The 20,568-nt window shown below is 54.5% G+C and carries 20 protein-coding genes; 3 read left to right on the top strand and 17 right to left on the bottom strand.

The window, feature by feature from the left end; translation table 11 throughout:
- Positions 1–88: 88 nt before the first annotated feature.
- The 6 genes from G340_RS0114470 to G340_RS0114445 all read right to left on the bottom strand — a co-directional run bounded on the left by G340_RS0114470 (position 89) and on the right by G340_RS0114445 (position 3,968).
- Positions 89–700, bottom strand: a complete 612-nt coding sequence (locus tag G340_RS0114470; RefSeq protein WP_326522418.1) for a DUF3793 family protein — start codon at positions 698–700, stop codon at positions 89–91.
- Positions 691–972 (bottom strand): DUF2325 domain-containing protein, encoded by a 282-nt coding sequence (locus tag G340_RS0114465; protein ID WP_020074362.1) that lies wholly within the window; start codon positions 970–972, stop codon positions 691–693. Before G340_RS0114465 ends, G340_RS0114470 begins: the two co-directional genes overlap by 10 nt.
- A gap of 166 nt (positions 973–1,138) precedes the next feature.
- The gene (locus G340_RS0114460) at positions 1,139–1,294 is read right to left on the bottom strand and encodes a FeoB-associated Cys-rich membrane protein (RefSeq protein ID WP_020074361.1); all 156 of its coding nucleotides are present in this window, start codon (positions 1,292–1,294) and stop codon (positions 1,139–1,141) included.
- A gap of 3 nt (positions 1,295–1,297) precedes the next feature.
- Positions 1,298–3,436: a ferrous iron transport protein B gene (gene feoB, locus G340_RS0114455; protein ID WP_020074360.1), complete on the bottom strand. Its 2,139-nt coding sequence runs from the start codon at positions 3,434–3,436 to the stop codon at positions 1,298–1,300.
- A gap of 75 nt (positions 3,437–3,511) precedes the next feature.
- A complete protein-coding gene (locus G340_RS0114450) occupies positions 3,512–3,733 on the bottom strand; it encodes a FeoA family protein (protein ID WP_020074359.1) in 222 nt (73 codons plus the stop codon).
- A 25-nt stretch (positions 3,734–3,758) separates the two neighbouring features.
- Positions 3,759–3,968, bottom strand: coding sequence for a FeoA family protein (locus tag G340_RS0114445; protein ID WP_020074358.1), 210 nt, complete (start codon positions 3,966–3,968; stop codon positions 3,759–3,761).
- Positions 3,969–4,268: 300 nt separating this feature from the next.
- Between G340_RS0114445 and G340_RS0114440 the strand changes: the two genes are divergently transcribed.
- Positions 4,269–4,658 (top strand): metal-dependent transcriptional regulator, encoded by a 390-nt coding sequence (locus G340_RS0114440; RefSeq protein WP_020074357.1) that lies wholly within the window; start codon positions 4,269–4,271, stop codon positions 4,656–4,658.
- Between the two features lie 220 nt (positions 4,659–4,878).
- Here G340_RS0114440 and G340_RS0114435 read toward each other — a convergent pair whose 3' ends face one another.
- The 5 genes from G340_RS0114435 to G340_RS0114415 form a co-directional block, all read right to left on the bottom strand.
- Positions 4,879–5,487 (bottom strand): HD-GYP domain-containing protein, encoded by a 609-nt coding sequence (locus tag G340_RS0114435; RefSeq protein WP_020074356.1) that lies wholly within the window; start codon positions 5,485–5,487, stop codon positions 4,879–4,881.
- 206 nt (positions 5,488–5,693) lie between these two features.
- Positions 5,694–6,686, bottom strand: coding sequence for a TPM domain-containing protein (locus G340_RS0114430; RefSeq protein WP_020074355.1), 993 nt, complete (start codon positions 6,684–6,686; stop codon positions 5,694–5,696).
- Positions 6,686–7,252, bottom strand: a complete 567-nt coding sequence (locus G340_RS0114425) for a hypothetical protein (RefSeq protein ID WP_020074354.1) — start codon at positions 7,250–7,252, stop codon at positions 6,686–6,688. Before G340_RS0114425 ends, G340_RS0114430 begins: the two co-directional genes overlap by 1 nt.
- 192 nt (positions 7,253–7,444) lie before the next feature.
- Positions 7,445–8,578: a toxic anion resistance protein gene (locus tag G340_RS0114420; RefSeq protein ID WP_020074353.1), complete on the bottom strand. Its 1,134-nt coding sequence runs from the start codon at positions 8,576–8,578 to the stop codon at positions 7,445–7,447.
- A gap of 24 nt (positions 8,579–8,602) precedes the next feature.
- Entirely contained in the window at positions 8,603–9,247 is a 645-nt protein-coding gene (locus G340_RS0114415; protein ID WP_177309675.1) for a 5-bromo-4-chloroindolyl phosphate hydrolysis family protein, read from the bottom strand.
- Between the two features lie 397 nt (positions 9,248–9,644).
- Here G340_RS0114415 and G340_RS0114410 point away from each other — a divergent pair, with 397 nt between their 5' ends.
- Positions 9,645–10,079: a hypothetical protein gene (locus G340_RS0114410; RefSeq protein WP_154653233.1), complete on the top strand. Its 435-nt coding sequence runs from the start codon at positions 9,645–9,647 to the stop codon at positions 10,077–10,079.
- Between the two features lie 644 nt (positions 10,080–10,723).
- On the opposite strand, the gene G340_RS0114405 is transcribed toward G340_RS0114410, so the two are convergent.
- From G340_RS0114405 to G340_RS0114395, 3 genes are read right to left on the bottom strand one after another with little or no spacing between them, the layout of a single operon-like run.
- Positions 10,724–11,971, bottom strand: a complete 1,248-nt coding sequence (locus G340_RS0114405) for an ABC transporter permease (RefSeq protein WP_020074350.1) — start codon at positions 11,969–11,971, stop codon at positions 10,724–10,726.
- Positions 11,968–12,702 (bottom strand): ABC transporter ATP-binding protein, encoded by a 735-nt coding sequence (locus G340_RS0114400; protein ID WP_020074349.1) that lies wholly within the window; start codon positions 12,700–12,702, stop codon positions 11,968–11,970. Before G340_RS0114400 ends, G340_RS0114405 begins: the two co-directional genes overlap by 4 nt.
- On the bottom strand, positions 12,699–14,438 hold the full coding sequence (locus tag G340_RS0114395; RefSeq protein WP_020074348.1) for an efflux RND transporter periplasmic adaptor subunit: 1,740 nt from the start codon (positions 14,436–14,438) through the stop codon (positions 12,699–12,701). Before G340_RS0114395 ends, G340_RS0114400 begins: the two co-directional genes overlap by 4 nt.
- Positions 14,439–15,017: 579 nt before the next feature.
- Here G340_RS0114395 and G340_RS0114385 point away from each other — a divergent pair.
- A complete protein-coding gene (locus G340_RS0114385) occupies positions 15,018–15,767 on the top strand; it encodes an MBL fold metallo-hydrolase (RefSeq protein WP_020074346.1) in 750 nt (249 codons plus the stop codon).
- Between the two features lie 83 nt (positions 15,768–15,850).
- Here the strand turns inward: G340_RS0114385 and G340_RS0114380 are convergent, their stop codons facing one another.
- The 3 genes from G340_RS0114380 to G340_RS0114370 form a co-directional block, all read right to left on the bottom strand.
- On the bottom strand, positions 15,851–17,059 hold the full coding sequence (locus tag G340_RS0114380) for a cofactor-independent phosphoglycerate mutase (RefSeq protein WP_020074345.1): 1,209 nt from the start codon (positions 17,057–17,059) through the stop codon (positions 15,851–15,853).
- A gap of 79 nt (positions 17,060–17,138) precedes the next feature.
- Entirely contained in the window at positions 17,139–17,624 is a 486-nt protein-coding gene (locus G340_RS0114375) for a hypothetical protein (RefSeq protein WP_020074344.1), read from the bottom strand.
- A gap of 1,052 nt (positions 17,625–18,676) precedes the next feature.
- Entirely contained in the window at positions 18,677–20,371 is a 1,695-nt protein-coding gene (locus tag G340_RS0114370; protein ID WP_020074342.1) for a phospho-sugar mutase, read from the bottom strand.
- Between the last annotated feature and the right edge of the window lie 197 nt (positions 20,372–20,568).

Genomic DNA, 20,568 nt, shown 5'->3' with positions numbered 1-20,568 from the left:
TCAAAGCGGCGCGTGTGGCGGCTGCCTCCCCCGCCGGAAACGGAGGAATCAGCCACGCGTCCTCTTTGGCCTCGAACCCGCATTATCATTAAGCAGCGATGGTCAGCTGAAGCACCGACCTACCGCCGCAAAACAGCTTGGTATAAATTTCCCTGCATTTATCAATTTTAGCAAAGAGACGTTTTGCTTCGTTTTCATTGTGATATACTTTCCAGATGCCGCAGTATTTGCAGTTGCGGCCCTGATTTCGGATAAATTCCGCCACGTCCTCAATCGGGTAGCCTAAGAACAGCCCGATTTCATGGGGGAAGGATTGAGTCAGCGCAATCCGCTGCCTCAGGTAATGCAGGCAGTCCGACAAGCTGCCCATAGGGTACCCGTATTCATTCAAAAAGCGAATCGCCTCCGGGCGGCTGAGATCCGCTGTTAAAGCAGAAGCGCGATAAACATAAATCAATGCGCGTGCAGAATTGCTGTGCAGCAATTCCAGGTAAACGCCGCGTGGGTTTAACATTCGGTTCCAATCAGAAAGATCGTTTCGTACCAACTCTTTCTCTTTGCCGGTATAACTGAAAAGGCTCGCCGTTTTCAGCCCGGCCAGTGTGGATGCGCAATATTCCACCAAATAACGTTCCAGCATGATCCGACCATACCCTTCGTCAACAGGATTCGGCGCCCGGGAGCTTTCGGTCAGCAGCAATGCTCTGCCAGAATGTTTTTCAGTGCGCAGGAGCTGCTGCTGTGGGAACGCACGACCGCCGTTCCGGTATTTTTCGTCATCTGGAGCGCGCTATACACCATTTGGTGCGACACCGTGCTGGTAAAAAGGACCAGAAGATCGGGGCAGCCAATTTGCGTTTTCAAATTTGCGGGCTGCTGCGTAAATACCTTAGCTTTGCAGTTGAACTGCTTACATATGTCTTTGTAGGTACAGACCATGCGGTCATGGCCTCCAATAATGACAACGCTCATACTTTCTTACCATCCTTTCTTTTTTGAAAACTCAGATAAACGGGCTTATGTATTCCGCAAGTTAGTTGCATCTAACTTGCGGTTCAAACAATAGAGTTAGCAAAGCTAACTCTATTGCCGAATCGAAATGGAGTTATGATAAAGCCACTTTCAGAAGTGCCGCGCCTCACTTGTGGTGATGCGCCTGCTCCTCTTCCGGGCTGCAGCATCCGCAGCTGCCGCTGCAACCGCTGCATCCGCCGGATTTACGGGTGCGGTAGGTCTGATACGCGGCAAAAGCGATCCCGCCGAAAACAATGATGGAAATAATAACAGTAGCCATAGTTTACGCAGACACCTTTCTGTTTAAACGTTTGCCCGCAGAATTTATGTCGGCCGGTTTGCGTACCAGGAAATAAATCAGTGCGGCAACCAGCACAAACGCCACCGCGGTCCAGAATCCAAAGCCGCCGCCGTTAATCAGGCTGCCGGTCTGGTAAATGATCAAAGCGATAATATAGGCGAACAGGGTCTGGTAGCCAACAGAGAACCAAGTCCATTTTGCGGAACCAAGCTCAGCACGGGCCGCACCGATTGCGGCAAAGCAAGGGGCGCACAGCAGGTTGAAGGTGAGGAACGCATAAGCGCCCAGGGGGCTAACGGCAGCCTGCAGGCTGCTCCATACTTCCGCGCCGTCCTCAGCGACCTCGGCAAAGCCGAACAGGATGCCGAAGGTACCGACCACGTTTTCTTTTGCGATCAAACCGGTAATGGTTGCGACGGCAAACTTCCAGTTGTCAAAGCCAAGCGGGGCAAACAGCGGGGCAATGAAATTGCCGAGAGTCGCCAGCATGGAATCTTCCACGTCGACCATCTGCATGTTCCAGCCAAAGGAGCTGAGGAACCACACCAGAACCGTTGCGAGCAGGATGATCGTACCAGCCTTTTTGATGAAGGCCTTGCCGCGATCCCACATGTGAATGAGAACGCCCTTGGCTCCCGGCACGTGGTAAGCGGGAAGCTCCATAACAAAGGGAGCTGGGTCGCCGGCAAACACTCTGGTCTTTTTCAGGATGATACCCGAAACGATGATCGCGCCGATCCCCAAAAAGTAAGCCGAAGGCCCAACCCAGGTGGAATCGGGGAACATGGCGCCCGCAATCAGGGCAATGATCGGCAGCTTTGCGCTGCACGGAATAAACGTTGTAGTGATGACGGTCAGCTTGCGGTCATGGTCGTTCTCAATGGTACGCGAAGCCATGATGCCGGGAACGCCGCAGCCGGTACCGATCAGAATCGGGATAAAGGATTTGCCCGACAGGCCAAAGCGGCGGAAAATACGGTCCATAATAAACGCGATGCGCGCCATGTAGCCGCAATCCTCCAAAATGGCCAGGAACAGGAACATGGTCAGCATCTGGGGCAGGAAGCCGAGAACGGCGCCCACACCGGCGATGATGCCGTCCATGATCAGAGAGATCAGCCAGTCGGCGGTACCGACGGAAACAAGGAAGCCCTCCACAGCAGGCGGAACGATCTCACCGAACAAAACATCGTTCACCCAGTTGGTCATTCCAGTGCCGACGGTGGAAATGGAAACATAGTACACAAACCACATGATCAACGCAAAAATCGGCAAAGCCAGAATGCGGTTTGTCACAATGCGGTCAATTTTATCCGAAGGGGTCAGCCCGGCAACCTTCTTCTTGTAGCTCTTATGAATCACCTTGGCAATATATTCATACCGTTCATTGGTAATAATCGATTCGGTATCGTCATCAAGCTCGGTCTCACACTTGGTGATGATCGCCTCAAGATTCGCGCGTGTCGCATCGGAAAGATCGGCCTCTGCCAGCATCTTCTCGTCGCGTTCAAACAGCTTGATGGCCATCCAGCGCTGGTGCCGGTTTCTCAGCGCGCCGGGCAGTTGCTGCGTAATCTGCTGCAGAGCCGCTTCCACCTTATCACTGAAGGTGGCGGCGATTGCGTGGGGCTTCAGCTGTGCCGCGCTGAGAGCCGCGGAGATCAGCTCCTGCGTGCCTTCGGCCTTCAAGGCGGAGATTTCCACCACGGGGCAGCCGAACGCTTCCCCAATCTTTTTGGAATCGATGGTGTCGCCGTTCTTGCGGACAATATCCATCATGTTCAAGGCCAAAACCACCGGCAGGCCCATTTCCACCAGCTGGGTGGTCAGGTACAGGTTACGCTCCAGATTGGAGGCGTCCACCAGATTGACGATGACGTCCGGGTTTTCATGGATTAAGTAATTCCGGGTAACCACTTCCTCCAGCGTATAGGGAGAAAGGGAATAAATACCCGGCAGGTCAGTGACGATCACGTCCTTATGTCCTTTGAGCTTTCCTTCCTTTTTCTCAACCGTAACCCCGGGCCAGTTGCCCACATACTGTGATGATCCGGTCAACTCGTTGAACAGAGTGGTTTTACCACAGTTCGGGTTGCCCGCAAGCGCTAATTTTATAGACATGTTTCGTTCCTCCTCGTTTTCCTGCGGAAGTCTTGACTAACAACGTGCTGCCTGAAAGCCCCGCCGAGCATTCGGTCAGTCTACTTCAATCAATTCCGCGTCCGCTTTGCGCAGGCTCAGTTCGTAATCCCGAACCTTCACTTCAATCGGATCCCCCAGCGGGGCAACTTTACGCACGAACACCTGGGCTCCTTTGGTAATGCCCATGTCCATAATCCTGCGTTTTACGGCGCCGGTTCCATGGAGTTTTACCACGGTAACGGTATCCCCGATCTGAACCTCCTTCAACGTCTTCATCAAGCCTCAACCTCTTTCCTTATATTCATATCATGATCCGGTTCGCCATAGATTTGTCCAGAGCGACACGGGTGTCCTTGATATTCAGAATCATATTGCCGGCGATCTCACTGACCACCGTAACGCTTTCGCCCTCCACAAACCCCAAAGAAGCGAGAAAGCGGCGAACCTCATCTTTGCCGGTAACCTTTTTAATTCTGTTTCTTTCTCCGGCCTTCGCCATTGTCAGCGGCATAGGAATCCCTCCCAGGCAAATTGTATTTTGCCGTCATCGATTTTATGATGAATGGAAAAAAGTTAGCGCATACTAACCTTTTGCGTATTTAGTTTATCATAGCTAACGAAACGTGTCAACTGTCTGCCCTAGTTTTTTTCAGAAAAAACTCACCAAAATCCTGCTTTTTGGAGCGTTGTAAAAAGTGCAGGATTATGGTATAATAGCGCAAACCGCTGTTATACTCTCAATTGAACCATATGCCACAGCGGCGCGGTGCGCCTGTGGGATAAAATAACAATTCCGAAAGGGGGAGTTTGCGTGAAAATACAGGAATCCGCGGAAAATTACCTGGAGACGATTTTGGTGCTCAAAAACCGCAGAGGAGAAGTTCGGTCGATCGATATTGCCAACGAGATGAATTTTTCCAGACCCAGCGTGAGCCATGCGATGAAGCAGTTCCGGGAAAACGGCCTGATCACGATGGACGACAACGGGTACATTGAGCTGACGGAAAGCGGCCGGGAGATTGCGGAACGAATCTACGAAAGGCATACCCTGTTGTCGGAGTTGTTGATGAGACTCGGCGTACAGGAGACCGTGGCCAAAGAGGACGCCTGCCGCCTGGAGCATGCGATCAGCGCCGAGAGCTTTCAGAAGCTGCGCGAATACTGGAGCCGCCATCAGGCGGCGGACGCCGACGGGGAATAAATTGACGCCCCGGTTTATAATATGAAACAAAAAGGGAAAACTCTCCGCCTTGTTCTGCGGAGAGTTTTTTTTGCGCCCCGAACCGTTTCGGCGCTCTGCCCTTCCCGCGGCGTAAGCGCCCGACAGCCGGTTCACAAAACGCGGGTCACGTTGCGGATGCCCACCGTCCGTTCCAAAATATGGCAGGCACCCGAACTCCGGCGCCTGCCAAAACCGACTGTTATTCTTTTGTATTTTGCAGCTTTTGTACGGTTCGCCAATTTCTCAACACCAATTCCGCGATTGCCGGGTCGTACATGACCCCGACGTTTTTCTCAATTTCCTTTCGGCACGTCTGGTCGGGCAGAGAATCCCGGTAAGTGCGCTTGCTCTTCATCGCGTCGAAGGAATCGCACACCGCAATAATCCGCGCCTCCAGCGGAATCTGATCGCCGCAGAGCCCGTTGGGGTAGCCTGTCCCATCATAGCGCTCATGGTGGCACCACACAATGTAGGCAATCTCCTCCGCGGAGGCAGACTGCATCAGCATCCCCGCGCCAAGCGCAGGATGCTGCTTCATGATGGCCCACTCCCTCGTCGTCAGGCTCCCGGTCTTTTGAAGAATCGCATCGGGAACGCCGATTTTACCAATATCGTGCGCGTTGGCGGCCAAATACACGCGTCTGCACGCTTCGGAGGAAAGCCCCAGATGATGTGCGACAAAATAACTGATGCGGGCTACCCGATGAGAATGGCAGACGGTGTAAAGATCGTGATCTCCCAGCAATTGTGTCTGACGTTTTACAATCTCGTAGTAATCCTGAGCAGGTGTTGAGAAATTCGCTTTCATGCTGAATACCTCATGATTAAAGAGTGTTTCAAAGTCTGTCGGATCGTAAAAACATTCTTGTCTATGGTACAAAAGCCCTGAAAAAGCATTTTCTGTTTGTTAATCACCGATTTTATTGTAAATACCCGCATACTGCGGCAACCGTACTCTAACTATAGATCACTTTGCATGAAAAAAAGGTCTGTTTTTGGGGAAAAAGCGGATTCTTAAAAACGGCCTGCTCCGCCGCCGCTGCTTCCGCCGCCTCCGCCGCTGAAACCGCCGCCTCCGCCAAAGCCTCCGCCGCCTCCGAAACCGCCGAAGCCTCCGCCTCCGCCGCCGAACCACCCGCCGTGGTTATCGTGATCGTCATGATCGTCGTGATGATGATGGTCGCGGTTATCGTCCCAGGGCGGCACGCCGCGCCGGCTGGAGCCCCACAGGTTGCCCAGGAAAAACGGCCAGAACCACGAGCCGCCGCGGGAATACCCGCCGCCGGAATAACCCCGCCCGCCATACGGGGGATACCCGCCGTACCGGCGCCTGCGGGAAAAAACGGAGCTGAAAATGACAAACAGGACGATCAGCATAAAGACGGAGCCGAATATCCTCGAACCGCCGCCGGAGCGATGGCCCTCGTATTCATTGACTCCGCCGCCGCCCTGATATTCCGCTTTTGGGGCCGGCAGCGCTCCGGAGGTGCTGGAGATGGAAACGCCGTAACGGCTTTCATACCAGTTTACCAGCGCGGTAAATATTTTCTGCACGCCCGCGTCGTAATCCTTGGCGGCAAAATCCGGCTCCAAATATTCATTCAGCATCTGCTTGAGCTCGCCTGCGGAGAGTTCATCCTCAATCCCGTAGCCTGGAATCACACGGTAATTGTCGTCGCCAATGGCCAGCAGCAGCAAAATACCGTTGTTTTTCTCCTTGGAGCCGATCTTCCACTGATTGAACATGGCATAGCCGTAATCGGAAATATCCGCGTTGTCCAGAAAGTCCACCGTGGTCACCACGATCTGCCCGCCGGTCTTTTCGTACAGACTGACATTGGCGGACATGATGCCGTTCTTGGTTTCATCACTGAGCACGCCGGCAAAATCATTGACATAAAACTGTTCGGTCGGCTTCGGAATGTTCACTTCCGCCGAAGCGGGCAGAGCGAACAGAACAGACAGAAGCACGGTCAAAACCAAAAGCACACTGACGCGCTTTTTCATTAGTCTCCTCCTGTTATGGCATACAGCTCAAGAGGCTTTACTCCCAACGCGGACGCCAGCGCGCCGCCGGGAGTAGAGCTGAGCACCTTATCGTTAAAATTCTGCGCCAGACCGTTATAGCCGTTGTAGCTGATGGACGCGTTGCGGGACTTAAAATCCGCCAGCAGGCGAGTACGGTACTCCGCGTCTTTCTGCGACAGATACTGCCCCTCCAGCGCGTCGTGCACAGACTGGAACGCAGAATCCAGGCTCAGGTTGGCCTTGTATTTGGCGGGCGGCGTGCGGGCCCCCGCCAATGCATCCGCCGCCTCCCGCAGCGCGGTAACACGCGCGTCGTTCGCGTCCAGATACCGCCCTGCCACCGTAATCAGGTTTCCCGAAAGAGAGACCTTTGATTCCAGGTAATGTGAAATTCCCAGTCCGTCGCCGCGCGTTCCCTGCGAGAAGGTCTGCTCCGCCTGCTGGCGCAGGCCCGACACCGACCGCACCGAGCCGAACAGAACCGACAGCACAACAACAGCAATCAAAACAACCCACGCGGTTCGCCGGTTTTTAAGCCACTCCATGGTTTCCTCCTGTTTTGAGTTCGTTAATTCCTTCCTAAACATGCCAAATAATCTGACAAAACAGGCCCAGACAAGACAGTGCCGCGGAACGCTCCAAAGAGCACATGCACCGGATGGATCCCGTGAAGTTTCACGCAGCCACAGCCTGTTAGTATCAAAATAGAAAACTGCCTTGAATTTACGAGCGACCCGTCAGTCCCTCAGCTCCAGCAGCTTCTGTTTGAGCTCCCCTTCAATGCGGCCCAGCTCGGCCTCGGCCGCACGGCGCTTCTGCGCGCCCTCAGACTGAATGCGGCGCACCTCCTCCAGTGTGGAGATGAGCGCCTGGTTCGTCTGCTGAAGCGTTTCAATATCCACAATGCCGCGCTCGGATTCCTTCGCGGTCTCAATCGTACCCATTTTGAGCATTTCGGCGTTCTTCCGGAGCATCTGGTTCGTCATGTCGGTCACACTGCGCTGTGCCTCCAGCGCCTGCTGGGAATGCGCAAGGCCGAGCGCCAGCACCATCTGGCTCTTCCACAACGGAATCGTATTCACGAGCGACGACTGAATTTTTTCGGCCATCAGGCTGTCGTTGTTCTGGATCAGGCGCACCTGCGGGCCCATCTGAATCGAAATCATGCGGGTCAGCTCCAGATCGTGCAGCTTCTTCTCAAAGCGATTGCACTGGTTCGCCAGATCATTTGCGGCCTGGGCATCCTCAGGCAGCCCGGTAAGCTGTGCTTTTTCGCGCGCCAGGCGCAGCTCGTTCTGCTTTACGCTCTCGAGTTTTTCTTTACCGGCCAAAATATACATCGAAACCTCTTTAAAATAGTTGAGGTTCTGCTCATACATTTTATCCAGCATGGCAATGTCCTTCATGAGCTGAATCTGGTGGTTTTCCAGCGTGGTCGTGATCTTATCCACGTTGAGCTCCACCTTGTCATATTTTGTTTTCAGCGCGGAGATCTGATTATTCGTCTTTTTCAAAAAGCCAAAGAATCCCTTTTTCTCTTCGGGCTTAATTTCCAGCCCTTTCAGCTCCGTAACCAGATCGGTGAGCATGCCGCCGACCTCCCCCATGTCTTTGGTGCGGACATTGGCAAGGGCGGAGCCCGAAAAATCGGCGATTTTCTTTTGCGCGCCGGCGCCGTACTGAAGAACCTGATTCGTATCCGTCAGATCGATCTTCTGCGCAAAAGCGCTTACCAGCTTCTGCTCCTCGGGCGTCAGCTGGCTTTTATCCAGCGCTGTGGAAGCGGTCGTCTGCTCCTCCTGCAGATCCTCCTGTACGGTAACTGCGGTCGGCTCCAGTGTCAAGTCGGGGACAAACTCCTGATGCTCCATGTTTTAAACACCCTTTCCTTCGATTCATTTGCTGTCCTTGTCAAATTGGTCCTTCGTCAATCCCTCGCGGGCCATCATATTCTCCAAAACGGTAATATCTGTGGAAATATCGAGCGCTTCATCGGCAAACAGGTGGTCGAGCTGCTTTTCAAACGCCTCTTCGATGCTCGAGAGGATCCCTTCCACCCCGCGCATGGCGGATTCGATATTTTCGCCGGAAATGTCCTGCGACGCCATCCGCTCATAGCTTTCGAGCAGCTTAACGGTGGTGGGTAGATAATAGTTGAAAAACAGGCGAAGCTTTGTCGCTTTGCTTGTATTCTTCTCCAGATACGCAAAAATCTTTCCGCAGATGTCACAGATGCGCACGATATGCGCGCTGACACCGGGATCGGCAATCTCTTCGTCGAGCGCGCGCAGGCGTTTGAGCTGCGTCCGGCCGTCGTTGATCAATGCATCCGCATCGGCGTCGCCCGTATTTGCGGGGCGTTCCTCCTCCGGCACCAAAATCGTTTTCGCCGGGAAGACGCGGCTCATCACGACATAAGCCGCTGCGGAAATGACCGCGGCCAGCACAAAATGCCACGCCTGATAAAACGGAAGAACCAGCGCTCCCAAAAGCCACGGCACTGCCGCCGCATATACCGGAATTGCTGATTTTCGAGTCACTTCACGCATTAATTTCTCCCTTTCTCCCCACCGGGTCAATGTGTTTTCATTGTAATGCTTTTGCATATCCCTGTCAAGAAAATCAAAGGCCGGGGCTCGATTCCCTTCTCCGGGCGCCCGGCATAAAATCCATCTTTTGCCAAGCAGAAATACTTTTGTCCTGATGCATCTATTTTGGTTGAGCGCTGTTTCCTTATACGCAAAATTTTTCGGCATGGAATTTAAGCCTTGGGGCGGCACTCGCTTTTTATTTTTCGTATGAAAGTGCAGGTTTTCAGCGGGTGCCCCCGCGTGGGATTCCGCTTGTGCGGGCTTGCCCCTCATGCCGGGGCGGGCACTCCCTTTTGGGTGTTAAAGCTTCCCTTACGCACTCGCTTCACACGCAGGCCGTGCCTGTGTGAAACAGAACCAGAGCGGGAGCCTCTCCCGGTTTCCAAAGGCAGAGCCTTTGGTCGTTGGGAGGGAGTTCCAAGGGGGAGAGAATCGAAACTCTCCCCCTTGGCGAATCTTTGCTTCCTTTCTTTTCGCCAAGAAAGGAAGGGCCCGCCCCGGCCTGAGGGGCGAACTGACGAAAAAAAGAATTTCCTCCGCGGCAAAGCCGCACCAGAAAGCTTTCCGTTCAACAAATAAAGAAAACAAAGCCCGCACCACCCTGAAGGGCGAACTGACGAAAAAAAGAATTTCCCCCGTGGCAAAGCTGCACAGAAAAGTTTTCCTCCCAGTAAACAAAAAAATGGGGGCGGGCTCTGCGCCAACAGAACCCCGCAGTATGACCTCAAAGAAAAAAATAAAATTCTTTCTTCAAAATACAAAAAACAAAATGAAAGCATAAAGGCAGCAAAAAGCGTCGGATTTCCAAGAAATCCGACGCTTTGATTCCTTACGGGATCATATGTGATCATTTTTCGCATTTATATAATTTTTCTTGCAATTCTCCCCATAAAATGGTATTCTCTTTCTGTAAGGTACAATTAAGTGCAAAGCAGGAACGGGGTGCCGAAACCACCCCGCCCCCTGCTACGGAGAACCACCCTCCATAACAACAGCTTTCGCTGCGATTTGCAAGCACAATTATAACCCATTTTTCCCCTTTTGTACAGAGGGGGCCCGAAAATCTGGGTTTCCCGTTCGGGTTTTGTATTGCACTTATATAGTGGCGCTGTGTTATGGGAGTACCCCCCTTGCCAGGGGAATCATCCGTAACCGGTGCTTTTTTGTTGCCTTACAGGCAAGGCAACGCGGGCCGGGTTCTGTAAAAACCAGAACTTCAGTCTGAATTCCCAATGATTGATCTGTTTTTTCAAAACCGCAGGCCTCTCCCCAGAGTATGTGGTCCCGGTCCGCCGCGCCGCTGTCTGTAAGAACGCGATTGCCGCGCACACCGCCCGTGCGCGGATTCACCCACAACAAAAATCCTCTCCCGAAACAGGAGAGGATTTTTTCTGCCCCAAAGGGCTCTCTGATCAAATCTTGCTGTTATTCGTAGCGCAGCGCCTCGATTGGGTCGAGCTTTGCGGCCTTGTTGGCGGGGTAATACCCGAAGAACAGGCCGATCGCCATGGAGAAGCCGACCGCCACCGCAACGGAGGTGGGCGTCGGCACCACCGGCTGGCTGATCAGCAAGCCTCCCAGGTACCCCAGCGCGCCGCCGGTTACAATTCCCAGCGCGCCGCCGATCACACAAATGATCATCGATTCCACAATAAACTGAATCCGGATCGCACTGTCTTTCGCACCCAGCGCCTTGCGGATTCCGATTTCCCGGGTGCGCTCGGTAACGGACACCAGCATGATGTTCATAACGCCGATGCCGCCTACCAGAAGTGAAATTCCCGCAATGACCGCAATTGCCACCGACAAGGTGTTCATGATATTATTCATTTCCGTCAGTTCGGAATCCAGACTGACGGCCCGCACCAACACCTTCTCATTCTTCGCAAAGAAGGTGTTGAAAAAGTTGATCGTGTCTGCGGTAACCTTGGCATAGTTAGAGCCCATGAGGGCGCTGACCATAAATGAGGAATACCCGTCGTCGGCATCCATAATCCGTGTGGCCGCCGCAAGCGGCAGGTATAGGCTGGTGGAGTCGCCTCCGCCCACCATCATCTGCATCATTCCGCTGTCAACGCTCGCATCCTCGTAAATGCCGACAATGGTAAGGGCTTCGCGGCCGGTATCCAGCGTCACCTTAATCTGCTCACCCAGCGGGTTCGGGTTGCCGGGGAACAAAATGGCGGCCAGCTTTTCTGAAATAACCGCTAAATTGCTGCCCCGCTGCGCGTCGCGGTCTGTAATAAATCTTCCGCTCTTGATTTTGACGTTTCCCGTAACGGCATAGCCCGCGTTGACGCCTGTGACATCTACCTTATAGGTCTCCCCGCGGAATTTGATCTTCCCGGAGCCGACGCTGCGCGAAAGGCCGATCCCGTTGATCCGGTCCTTGAACCGCTCCTGATATTTCTCGATCATATCGTCGGTCATCAGGTCGTCCGAATCGATTGAGATGCTTCTGTCGTTGTCCCGGGGAGAAACATATACCTGAATATTGGTAATACCAAAGGTCTCCAGCGCGCTGCTGACCGAATTCGTCATCGCCGCACCTACGGAGGAGATCGCGATTACAGAGCCGATGCCGATGATGATGCCCAGCATGGTGAGCAGGGCGCGCATTTTGTTCGCGAGCAGCCCGGCTACCGCAAGGCGAACGTTTTCCATCAAATTCATACGGCCGCCTCCTGTTCCGGGCGGCGCACGTTTCCGCGGTTATCCACATCGCTGACAATGTAGCCGTCGCGGATGGTGATGATGCGGTCGGTTTCCTCGGCCAGCTCCTGGTTATGGGTGATCAGCACAATCGTTTTATGCTCCTTCTCGTGAAGCGTGTGGAACAAATCCATCACCAGGCGGCCGGTGGAGCTGTCGAGCGCACCAGTGGGTTCATCCGCCAGAATGATGGAGGGGTCGTTCGCCATGGCGCGGGCAATTGCCACGCGCTGCTTCTGGCCGCCCGAGAGCTCATTCGGCATATGGCGCGCCCGCTCCGACATCTCCACCAGCTCCAGAAGCTTCTTCGCCCGCTCCACCCGCTTTGCGTGGGGAACACCGGCATACAGCATCGGCAGCTCCACGTTGCCGAGCGAGGTGGAACGCGGAATCAAATTAAAGGTCTGGAACACGAAGCCGATCTTGCGGTTGCGGATTTCAGAAAGCTGGTTGCTCGGCATATTGAGGGTCGAAACGCCGTCCAGCAGGTACTCGCCGGAGGTAGGGCGGTCGAGCGCGCCGATCAGGTTCATCAGGGTTGATTTGCCCGAGCCGGACGCCCCCACGATGGAAACAAATTCGCCGTCGTACACATTCAGACTGATGCCGTGCAGAATCTCAAGCTCATTGGGCGTGCCGAGATAATACGTTTTGATGATGTCGCGCATTTCGATGATGGCTTTCCCGCTCATGACGACGCCTCCCCCGAAGCGCCGCTCACCGCATCCGCCAGAGCCGACGCGCCGTTTGTCACCGCAATGAGCATCCCGGGCGACATTGCTTTTGCGTCGGCGATCACCGGCGTTCCCGCCGAGAGACCCTCGCCGGATACCTCTATGGACAAGTCGGTCTCAAGCCCGGTCTTAACCGGGATCGCCACCGCCTGGTACGTGTTATCGGGCTGTTTTTTCGGGGTGTAAACAATGGTTTCGCCTTTTTCGTTCGTGGTCAGCGCGTCATATGGCACCGCCAGAGCGCCCGCCTTCTCCTGCGTGATAATCTTTGCCTTGGCGCTCATGCCGATGCGCAGAGGAGTGTTCGGCGTCTGAATCAGAACATCGGCTTCAAACTCCACATTGCTGTTGTTCGTGGCTGCGGCGGCTGCGCCCGCGGCACCCGCGGCGGCGCTGCCAGAGCCAGTGGCGGCCGGTGCGATTTTCTGCACGATGCCCTCGTACTCCACATCGCCGGTGGCATCTGCCGTAATCACAGCCTTCATGCCCTCTTTCACGGAAGGCAGGTCGTATTCCTTCACCTTTACCTTCACCTGCAGCCCCTCGGTGTTCTCAATGGTGAACATCAGGCCGGTGGCGGTCGCGTTTTCCTCCGCATATACGGCGGTAACTGTTCCGGCGGCGGGCGCTGCAATGGTGCATTTTTTCAGGTTATCGTTCAGGGTTTTAATCTCTGCCTGCAAGGCCTCGGTGTTCGCCGCTATCTTTTCCGAGGCAACGGCGTCCCTGGCGCTGTCGAGCGACTGGCTGGCCGCGGTCTGCGCAGCCTTGAGCGACTGCACGGCGCTGTCGTAGGCCAGCTGGGCATCCTCAACCGCTTTTACATAATTCTTCATCTTGTCTGTCGCGGCGTTCTGCGCGTCGATTCTAGCTGTGTTTAGAGTCTTCTGTGCATTGTTATAGGCAAGCTCTGCCCTCTCGTATGTTTGTCGAAGCGATTTTATAGAGATAAATCCATTGGCCGTCTCATAGCCCTCTTCTTCCTCAAAATCATCCAGATTCTGTTTTGCCCTTTCCAGAGCATTTTCATCCCCTGATTTCTCGGCCTCTTTGACCGCATCCTTCAAATCATTGAGACGGTCCTTATATTCCTTTTTTGCCTTATTGTATTCTTTTGCCGCATTTTCATAATCCAGCTTTGCCGAATCAAACGCCGACTGTGCGGAAATCAGCTGGCTTTTCATTTCCTGGTCCACCCGGGCCTGGTTGACGTCGCGGTCGTCAATCGCCTTAGCGAGCGCGCGCTGGGTATTTGTCACCTGATCCTTCGCGGTGTTGATCTGGGTGTTCAGCCCTTGATCCAGATTGTTCTTGGCGTCCTGATAGGCCTTCTCCGCCGACTGAATGCGCTGCTGCGAGCTTTGCGAACCGGTGCGCAGGGCAATCTGCTTTTGCTGCAGGGTATTATGTATGTCGGTGTCGTCCAGCTGCGCCAGCAGCTGCCCGGCGGCGACTTTGTCGCCCACCTTCACCGGCACACGCTCAATCGGAGCGGACACCTCGGCGTACACATAAACCGTATCGGTGCTTTCCACATTGCCGCTGGCTTCCACGGTGCCGCGCAGCGTCTGTTCGGCCAGCGTCTCTGTCTGAACCGGTGTAGGCGTCGGCCCTTTCTGGGAAAAAACCGCAAACGCTGCTGCGATTCCAATCACCGCAGCACCGGCAATCATGATTACTTTCTTTTTTTTCACGGCGTTATCCTCCAATAGAAAAATGCGAACCTTACGCTTATTTGTATTACTCAATTAGTACAATAATACACGATTCATTCGATAAAATCAATTGATTTCCCTAATATGAGCTTGACTCCGCATAATTTTACAGAATAGTCATAATTTTGCAACAGGCACCCTGCGCTCCGCAAAATTGTTAATAACATTAACTATATAATAAAAGTATTTATTTTGAATGTCAAGGCAAACGTATTTGAAAGAAATACCATATGGGGAAAATAGTGGTTTTCTCCGCGGCCCTTTTGTGGTAGAATAGCTGCAAAGCGGGTGTACCCGGCGGGTTTGCGGCCGCTGACACAGCGCAGGGAAATTTGCAGAAAGCACAGCTTCTTTCCCTTGCACGAAGAATTATTTTGAAGCAAAAAAGCATTGCTGATCCGGCACAGAGAACACAGGCCGAGCCCGCACGCACATTGCTGGAATGGCCGCCAAAAAACAAAAGCCTTCCCCCAAAAGGAACCGCACCGCGAAGCCGGTGAGCGAAAGCACAAAAGCAGGACGGCGCTCTGCGCCCCAAAACACAAAGGAGGAACCGCCATGAAGCTGCAAGGATGGTATTTGTATAACAGCGCGTTCGTATTAAAGACGGAAACCCATTGCTTTATTTTCGATTACTACCCGTACGCGGGAGAGCCGGGCGCCGGCTCACTGGATTCCGGCCGGCTCGATCTTCAGCAGATCCGCGAATTCGGCCTACCTGTAACGGTATTCGTCTCTCACGCGCACTATGACCATTTCGACAGAAGTATTTTCACCTGGCAGAAAGCGCTCCCGGAAATCCGCTATGTTCTTTCCGACGACGTTCCCGCGCCGCATGGTCTTTCACCCGACTGCGTGTTAACGGTACAGGCCGGGCGGCAGTACGAGTGGAACGGCCTGGTGATCCGCACGCTGCTGTCTACCGACCAGGGCGTAGCGTTTTTGATCCGCACACCGGGCGCCGTGATCTACCATGCCGGCGACCTGAATTTCTGGGACTGGGAGGGCGAAAGCGACGCGTACCGCCGCCAGATGGAACAGGATTACAAGGGGCAGATCGACCTCATTGCGGGGGAACGGATCGACCTGGCGTTCGTCCCGCTGGACGGGCGGCTGGAGGGAACCTCCTGGAAAGGGCTGGATTACCTGATGCGCGCGACAGATACCCGCCGCGCGGTTCCGATGCACTTCCGCGACCAGTATGAGGTGTTCGACTGGCTGCGCCGCCAGCCCGAAGCGCAGGACTATTTGAGCCGGGTGCAGGTGCTCACCCGTCAGGGCCAGTCGTTTCTCTACGACGTGGAATAACGCCGCCCCAAAAGAAGGAATGCGCGGAGAGAGAAAGCTCCCTTCCGCGCTTTTTTTACGCAGGGTATCCCGCGCAGGCGGAATCAGCCCTTGATGAACTTTTCCATCAACAGGTGGCCCGTGTTCACACGCAGGCCCGTCGCGGCCGCGGATTCCTCCGAGAAGCAGTCTACGCCGGGGCATTCCCTGCTTTTTCGGTAAATCAGGAAAGGCACGGGGTCGTTCGTGTGGGTGCGCAGCGCCAGCGGCGTCGGGTGATCCGGCACCACCAGAATGCTGTAATCGTCGTATTGTTCCATGCCCTCGAGCAGCAGCTTCAAAATCCGCCCGTCAATGTATTCTATGGATTTCACCTTATTTTCAATCTCGTGGCGGTGCCCGCACTCGTCGGGAGCCTCCACATGAATGTATACGAAGTCCCGGCCGTCTGCCAGCTCTTTCAGCGCCGCCTGCGCCTTGCCCTCGAAGTTGGTATCGATGTAGCCGGTGGCGCCTTCCACGCGCACCACGTGCATCCCCGAAAACTTGCCGATCCCCTTGAGCAGATCGACCGCAGAGATCATCGAGCCCTTCAGGCCGTATTTCTCCTCAAACGGAGAAAGCTGCGCGCGAACGCCCTCGCCCCAAAGCCACATGCTGTTGGCCGGGCGCTGGCCGCGCGCCACGCGCGCCCGGTTTACCGGGTGATCTTTCAGCAGGTCATACGATTTCACCATCATATCATACAGTTTGGCCGCGTTGGGGTGCGTGGGAATATACTCGCGGATCGGCTTGCCGGTAATATCGTGCGGGGGGGTCAGGGTGCCAACCTCCAGAGTGCCGTTATTCCAGATCAGGCAGTGGCGGTAGCTGACGCCGCTGTACAGCCGGAACTCCTCGCCGTCGAAGTGCTCCGCCAGATATTTGATCAGGATTTCCGCCTCCTCGGTGGAAATATCGTCGGCGCAGTAATCCAGAATCGTCTTGTCGGCGTATTCGGGCTCGTCCGAAAGCGTGACGAGATTGCAGCGGAACGAAACATCCGTGGGCTTCATATCAATGCCGATGCTGCCTGCCTCCAGCGGGGAGCGGCCGGTGTAGTATACCGCGGGGTCGTACCCCAGAACCGACAGGTTTGCCACGTCGCTGCCGGGCTTGAGGTGATCCGCCACCGTCTTGACCAGGCCAACCTGCGACTTCTTCGCCAAAGAATCCATATAGGGCTTGCGGGCGGCCTGCATGGGGGTCTTACCGCCCAGTTCCTCAACCGGATAGTCCGCCATTCCATCGCACAACAAAACTACATATTTCATAGAGAGTTGTCCCTTCTGTATGATTTAGAATTGAGCCTATTCTAACACAATCCGCCCCGAATTTCAAACCGTTCGGCGGTCACAGCCAGCCGTTGCCGTAAATCCCACCGACCAATTGGATCACAAGCGTAACGGCGTAGATGGCGCCGCACAGGGGCAGCCTGCTTTTGCCCGCAGCCGGGAGCGACCAGCGCAGCGCAAGCACCCCGGCCAAAAGGCCCAGCGCAAAGCCCAAAACGCCAAACAGCAAAAGGCCCGTCGCCATCAGCACCGGAACCATTACCGTGGCCCAAACGGGAATCAGCGACATGGGCACATACGGCCTGCCGGAGCTCAGGTAAACGCCGTCCACCGCCACGTCCACAGAGTTGCCAAGCGCCGTGATCCGGATCTCCTTGCCGTCCACAGACAAATCCTCGTCGATCACCCGCACAAACTGATTTTTGCTCTTCGCTACGCGCTTCTCGCCATCCACATGCACCGTCGCACGAAGCAATCCGAATTTAATACCGACCTCGTGCGGCTGACCGTCTACGGTAACCGTCCAGTTCCGAAAGCCGTCCATTCCATTTCCTCCATTCCACCGCAGGGCCAGGGCTGCGCCCTCCCCGCGAATGCTTCTGTCTGCCGTGTGTTCTCACAAGCTTTCAAACGAGACCGATTGAACGCGCCCGGGGAATCGCCGCCGGCACAGCCCGCGGTTTGTCGCCGTTCCCCGTCGGTGAACAGCGGAAAGGCGTTGCGGGAATTTCCCCCACAGCTTGAAACCCAGACGGCTTTCAAGCGCATCAGCTTATCTCACGATTTTTATTTATTATACTACCAGCGGCACTCCCGCGGCAATAGGCAGACTTCATTCCGCCACCCGCAGAACAGCAAAAAGCCCGCAGGCAAAACTCTGTTTGCCGCGGGACAATAAAAAAAGCAGCCAAGATTTCTCTTTGCCGCCGAATTCTCATTTCATTATACAGACCTTACCGTTCCGGCCTGTTGCCGGCCCGGTATGCTCTCGCATGGCGTTAATTCCAATATATCGCGCAGACTCCGTTTGTCCGTTCTGTATAACTTGTTTATAGTATAACCCCACTTATCTGATTTGTCAATCCTTTTCTTTTGAATTTACTTATAGTTAACAAACAATTAATAATCATCCTTGTTTTGTAAGCTCTGCGACCCTTTTTCCTGGACATCAGCGAGAAATTCTTTCTTTTCTCTCTTGATTATTATAGAAAAGCTGGTTTTCAGCGGGTTCCCCGCATGGGTTTCCTCTGGTATTGGGTCACCCTCAGGCTGGGGCGGGCACGAGGGGCAAGCCCACTCACACACGACAAATGAAGTGTGAAGCGAAAACTTCCCCCCCTGCTGCCCCATGGCATACGTGCAGGCTCAGCCTGCAAAAAAAGCAGCTAAGATCTCTCTTAGCTGCTGAATGTTCTTTTCATTATACAGACCTGGCCGTTCCGGCTGCCGCCGGCCCGGTATGCTTTCGCATGGCGCTGATTCCAATATATCACGCGGACTCCGTTTGTCCGTCCTGTATAACGTGTTTCTAGTATAACCCCGACTATCCGATTTGTCAACAGATTAATCAAAACTTTACACAAACTGCACAAAACCTTAAATTCCGAGCAGCTTTGGCGACGCTTCTTTCAGCTTGTCAATGATCGCAAGGGCTTCTTCCCGATTCGCGCCGCGCGCGGAAAGGTAAATCTTGATCTTCGGCTCCGTGCCGGAGGGGCGCACCATCAGCTTGCAGCCATTCTCCAAGCGGTACTCCAGAACGTTCGATTTCGGCAGATCAATGGGGCTCTGCTCCTCGCCGTCGAAGCGAATTCTGGTCTCGTAATCGCTGTGGCCGATCACGCGGTAACCCGCGATCTGCTCCGGCGCGGCTCTGCGCAGCGCATCCATCATGCCGCTCATCTTATTCATACCGTCCTGCCCTTCAAACGCGAAGTTCAGCAGATCGTTGATATAATGGCCATGCTTTTGGTACAGATCGCCCATCGCGTCCACCAGCGTTTTCCCCTGGCGTTTGTAGTAGAGCGCCATTTCGCAGATCAGCATGCTGGCGTTTACGGCGTCTTTATCGCGCACATAGCTGCCCGCCAAATACCCGTAGCTTTCCTCATAGCCGAAAATAAAGCGATCCCGCTCCCCTTTGGCCTCCAGTTCACCGATTTTTTCACCGATGTACTTGAAGCCGGTCAGCACCTTGAACAGCTCGATCCCGTATTCCGCCGCAACCGGCTCGTTCATATCGGTGCTGACAATCGTGCTGATCACCGCCGGACGGTCCGGCATAGTGCCGTTCCGGCGGCGCATGCGCGCCACAAAATCGAGCAGAAGAACGCCGACCTCGTTGCCATTGAGCAGTACGAAATCCCCATTGTGCCGCACGGCGATCCCCGCGCGGTCGCTGTCGGGGTCGGTTGCCAGCAGCAGGTCGGGCTGCAGGCGTGCGCTGAGCTCAAGACCCTTTTGCAACGCCTCGCGGAATTCCGGATTCGGATAGGGGCAGGTGGGGAAGTTTCCGTCCGGCTCGGCCTGCTCGGGAACCACCGTAACGTCGTCAATACCGATTTCTTTGAGCACGCGGGTCACACACATGCGTCCCGCGCCGTTGAGCGGCGTATACACCACCTTCAGGCCGCCGTCGATGTCGTGGAGCAGACTCTGGCTCTTCACGGCCTCTATATACGCATCCGTTACCTCCTGCGGAATCGTGCGAATCAGGCCCTTCCTCACGCCTTCCTCATAAGAGATATGTTTTATGTCGCTGAAGATGTCAAGGCTGTTAATCTCCTCCAGCACGCGGTCGGCCATTTCCAGTGCAATCTGGCAGCCGTCGCTGCCGTAGGCCTTATAGCCGTTATATTTGGCGGGATTATGGCTGGCCGTTATGTTGATGCCCGCGTCACAGTGCAGGTAACGCACCGCGAAGGACAAAGCCGGCGTGGGCATCAGCTCGGGGTACAGGTGAGCCGTGATGCCGCTGGCCGCCAAAACGCCCGCGGCTTCCTTTGCAAAAAGCTCGGAATTGATGCGGCTGTCGTGGGCAATTGCTACCGCGCCGCCGGGTTTCTTTTTATTCAGGTAATTCGCGAGGCCTTGGGTCGCTTTGCGCACGGTGTAAATATTCATCCGGTTCGTTCCCGCGCCCAGCACGCCGCGCAGGCCGCCCGTTCCGAATTCCAGGTCGCGGTAAAACCGGTCGTTGATCTCCTCCGGCTGATCGGCAATGTCTTCCAGCTCCTGAGTCAGCTTCGGGTCTTCCAAAGGGGTATTGCGCCATCTTTCATATTCTGTCATATCCGGTACGTTCCTTTCCTTTCGCCCGATCAAAAGACGTTATTTATTCATTCCTCTCCTTGAAAACAAGGCATCCATTTCCTTCTCCACTTACGGCAGAAAAGAAATTTTCGCCTTCCGGCAGGCCCTTTTTCAAGTTGGATTCTCTCTCCTTAGAGTAGCATCGGCACATCGTTTTGTCAATGCGAAACAAGGCG

The sequence above is a fragment of the Faecalispora sporosphaeroides DSM 1294 genome (genome assembly GCA_000383295.1).
GTDB classification, from domain to species: Bacteria; Bacillota; Clostridia; order Oscillospirales; family Acutalibacteraceae; genus Faecalispora; species Faecalispora sporosphaeroides.
The sequence above is the reverse complement of the archived record's forward strand: the minus strand, read 5'-3'. Positions and strand labels throughout refer to the sequence as shown.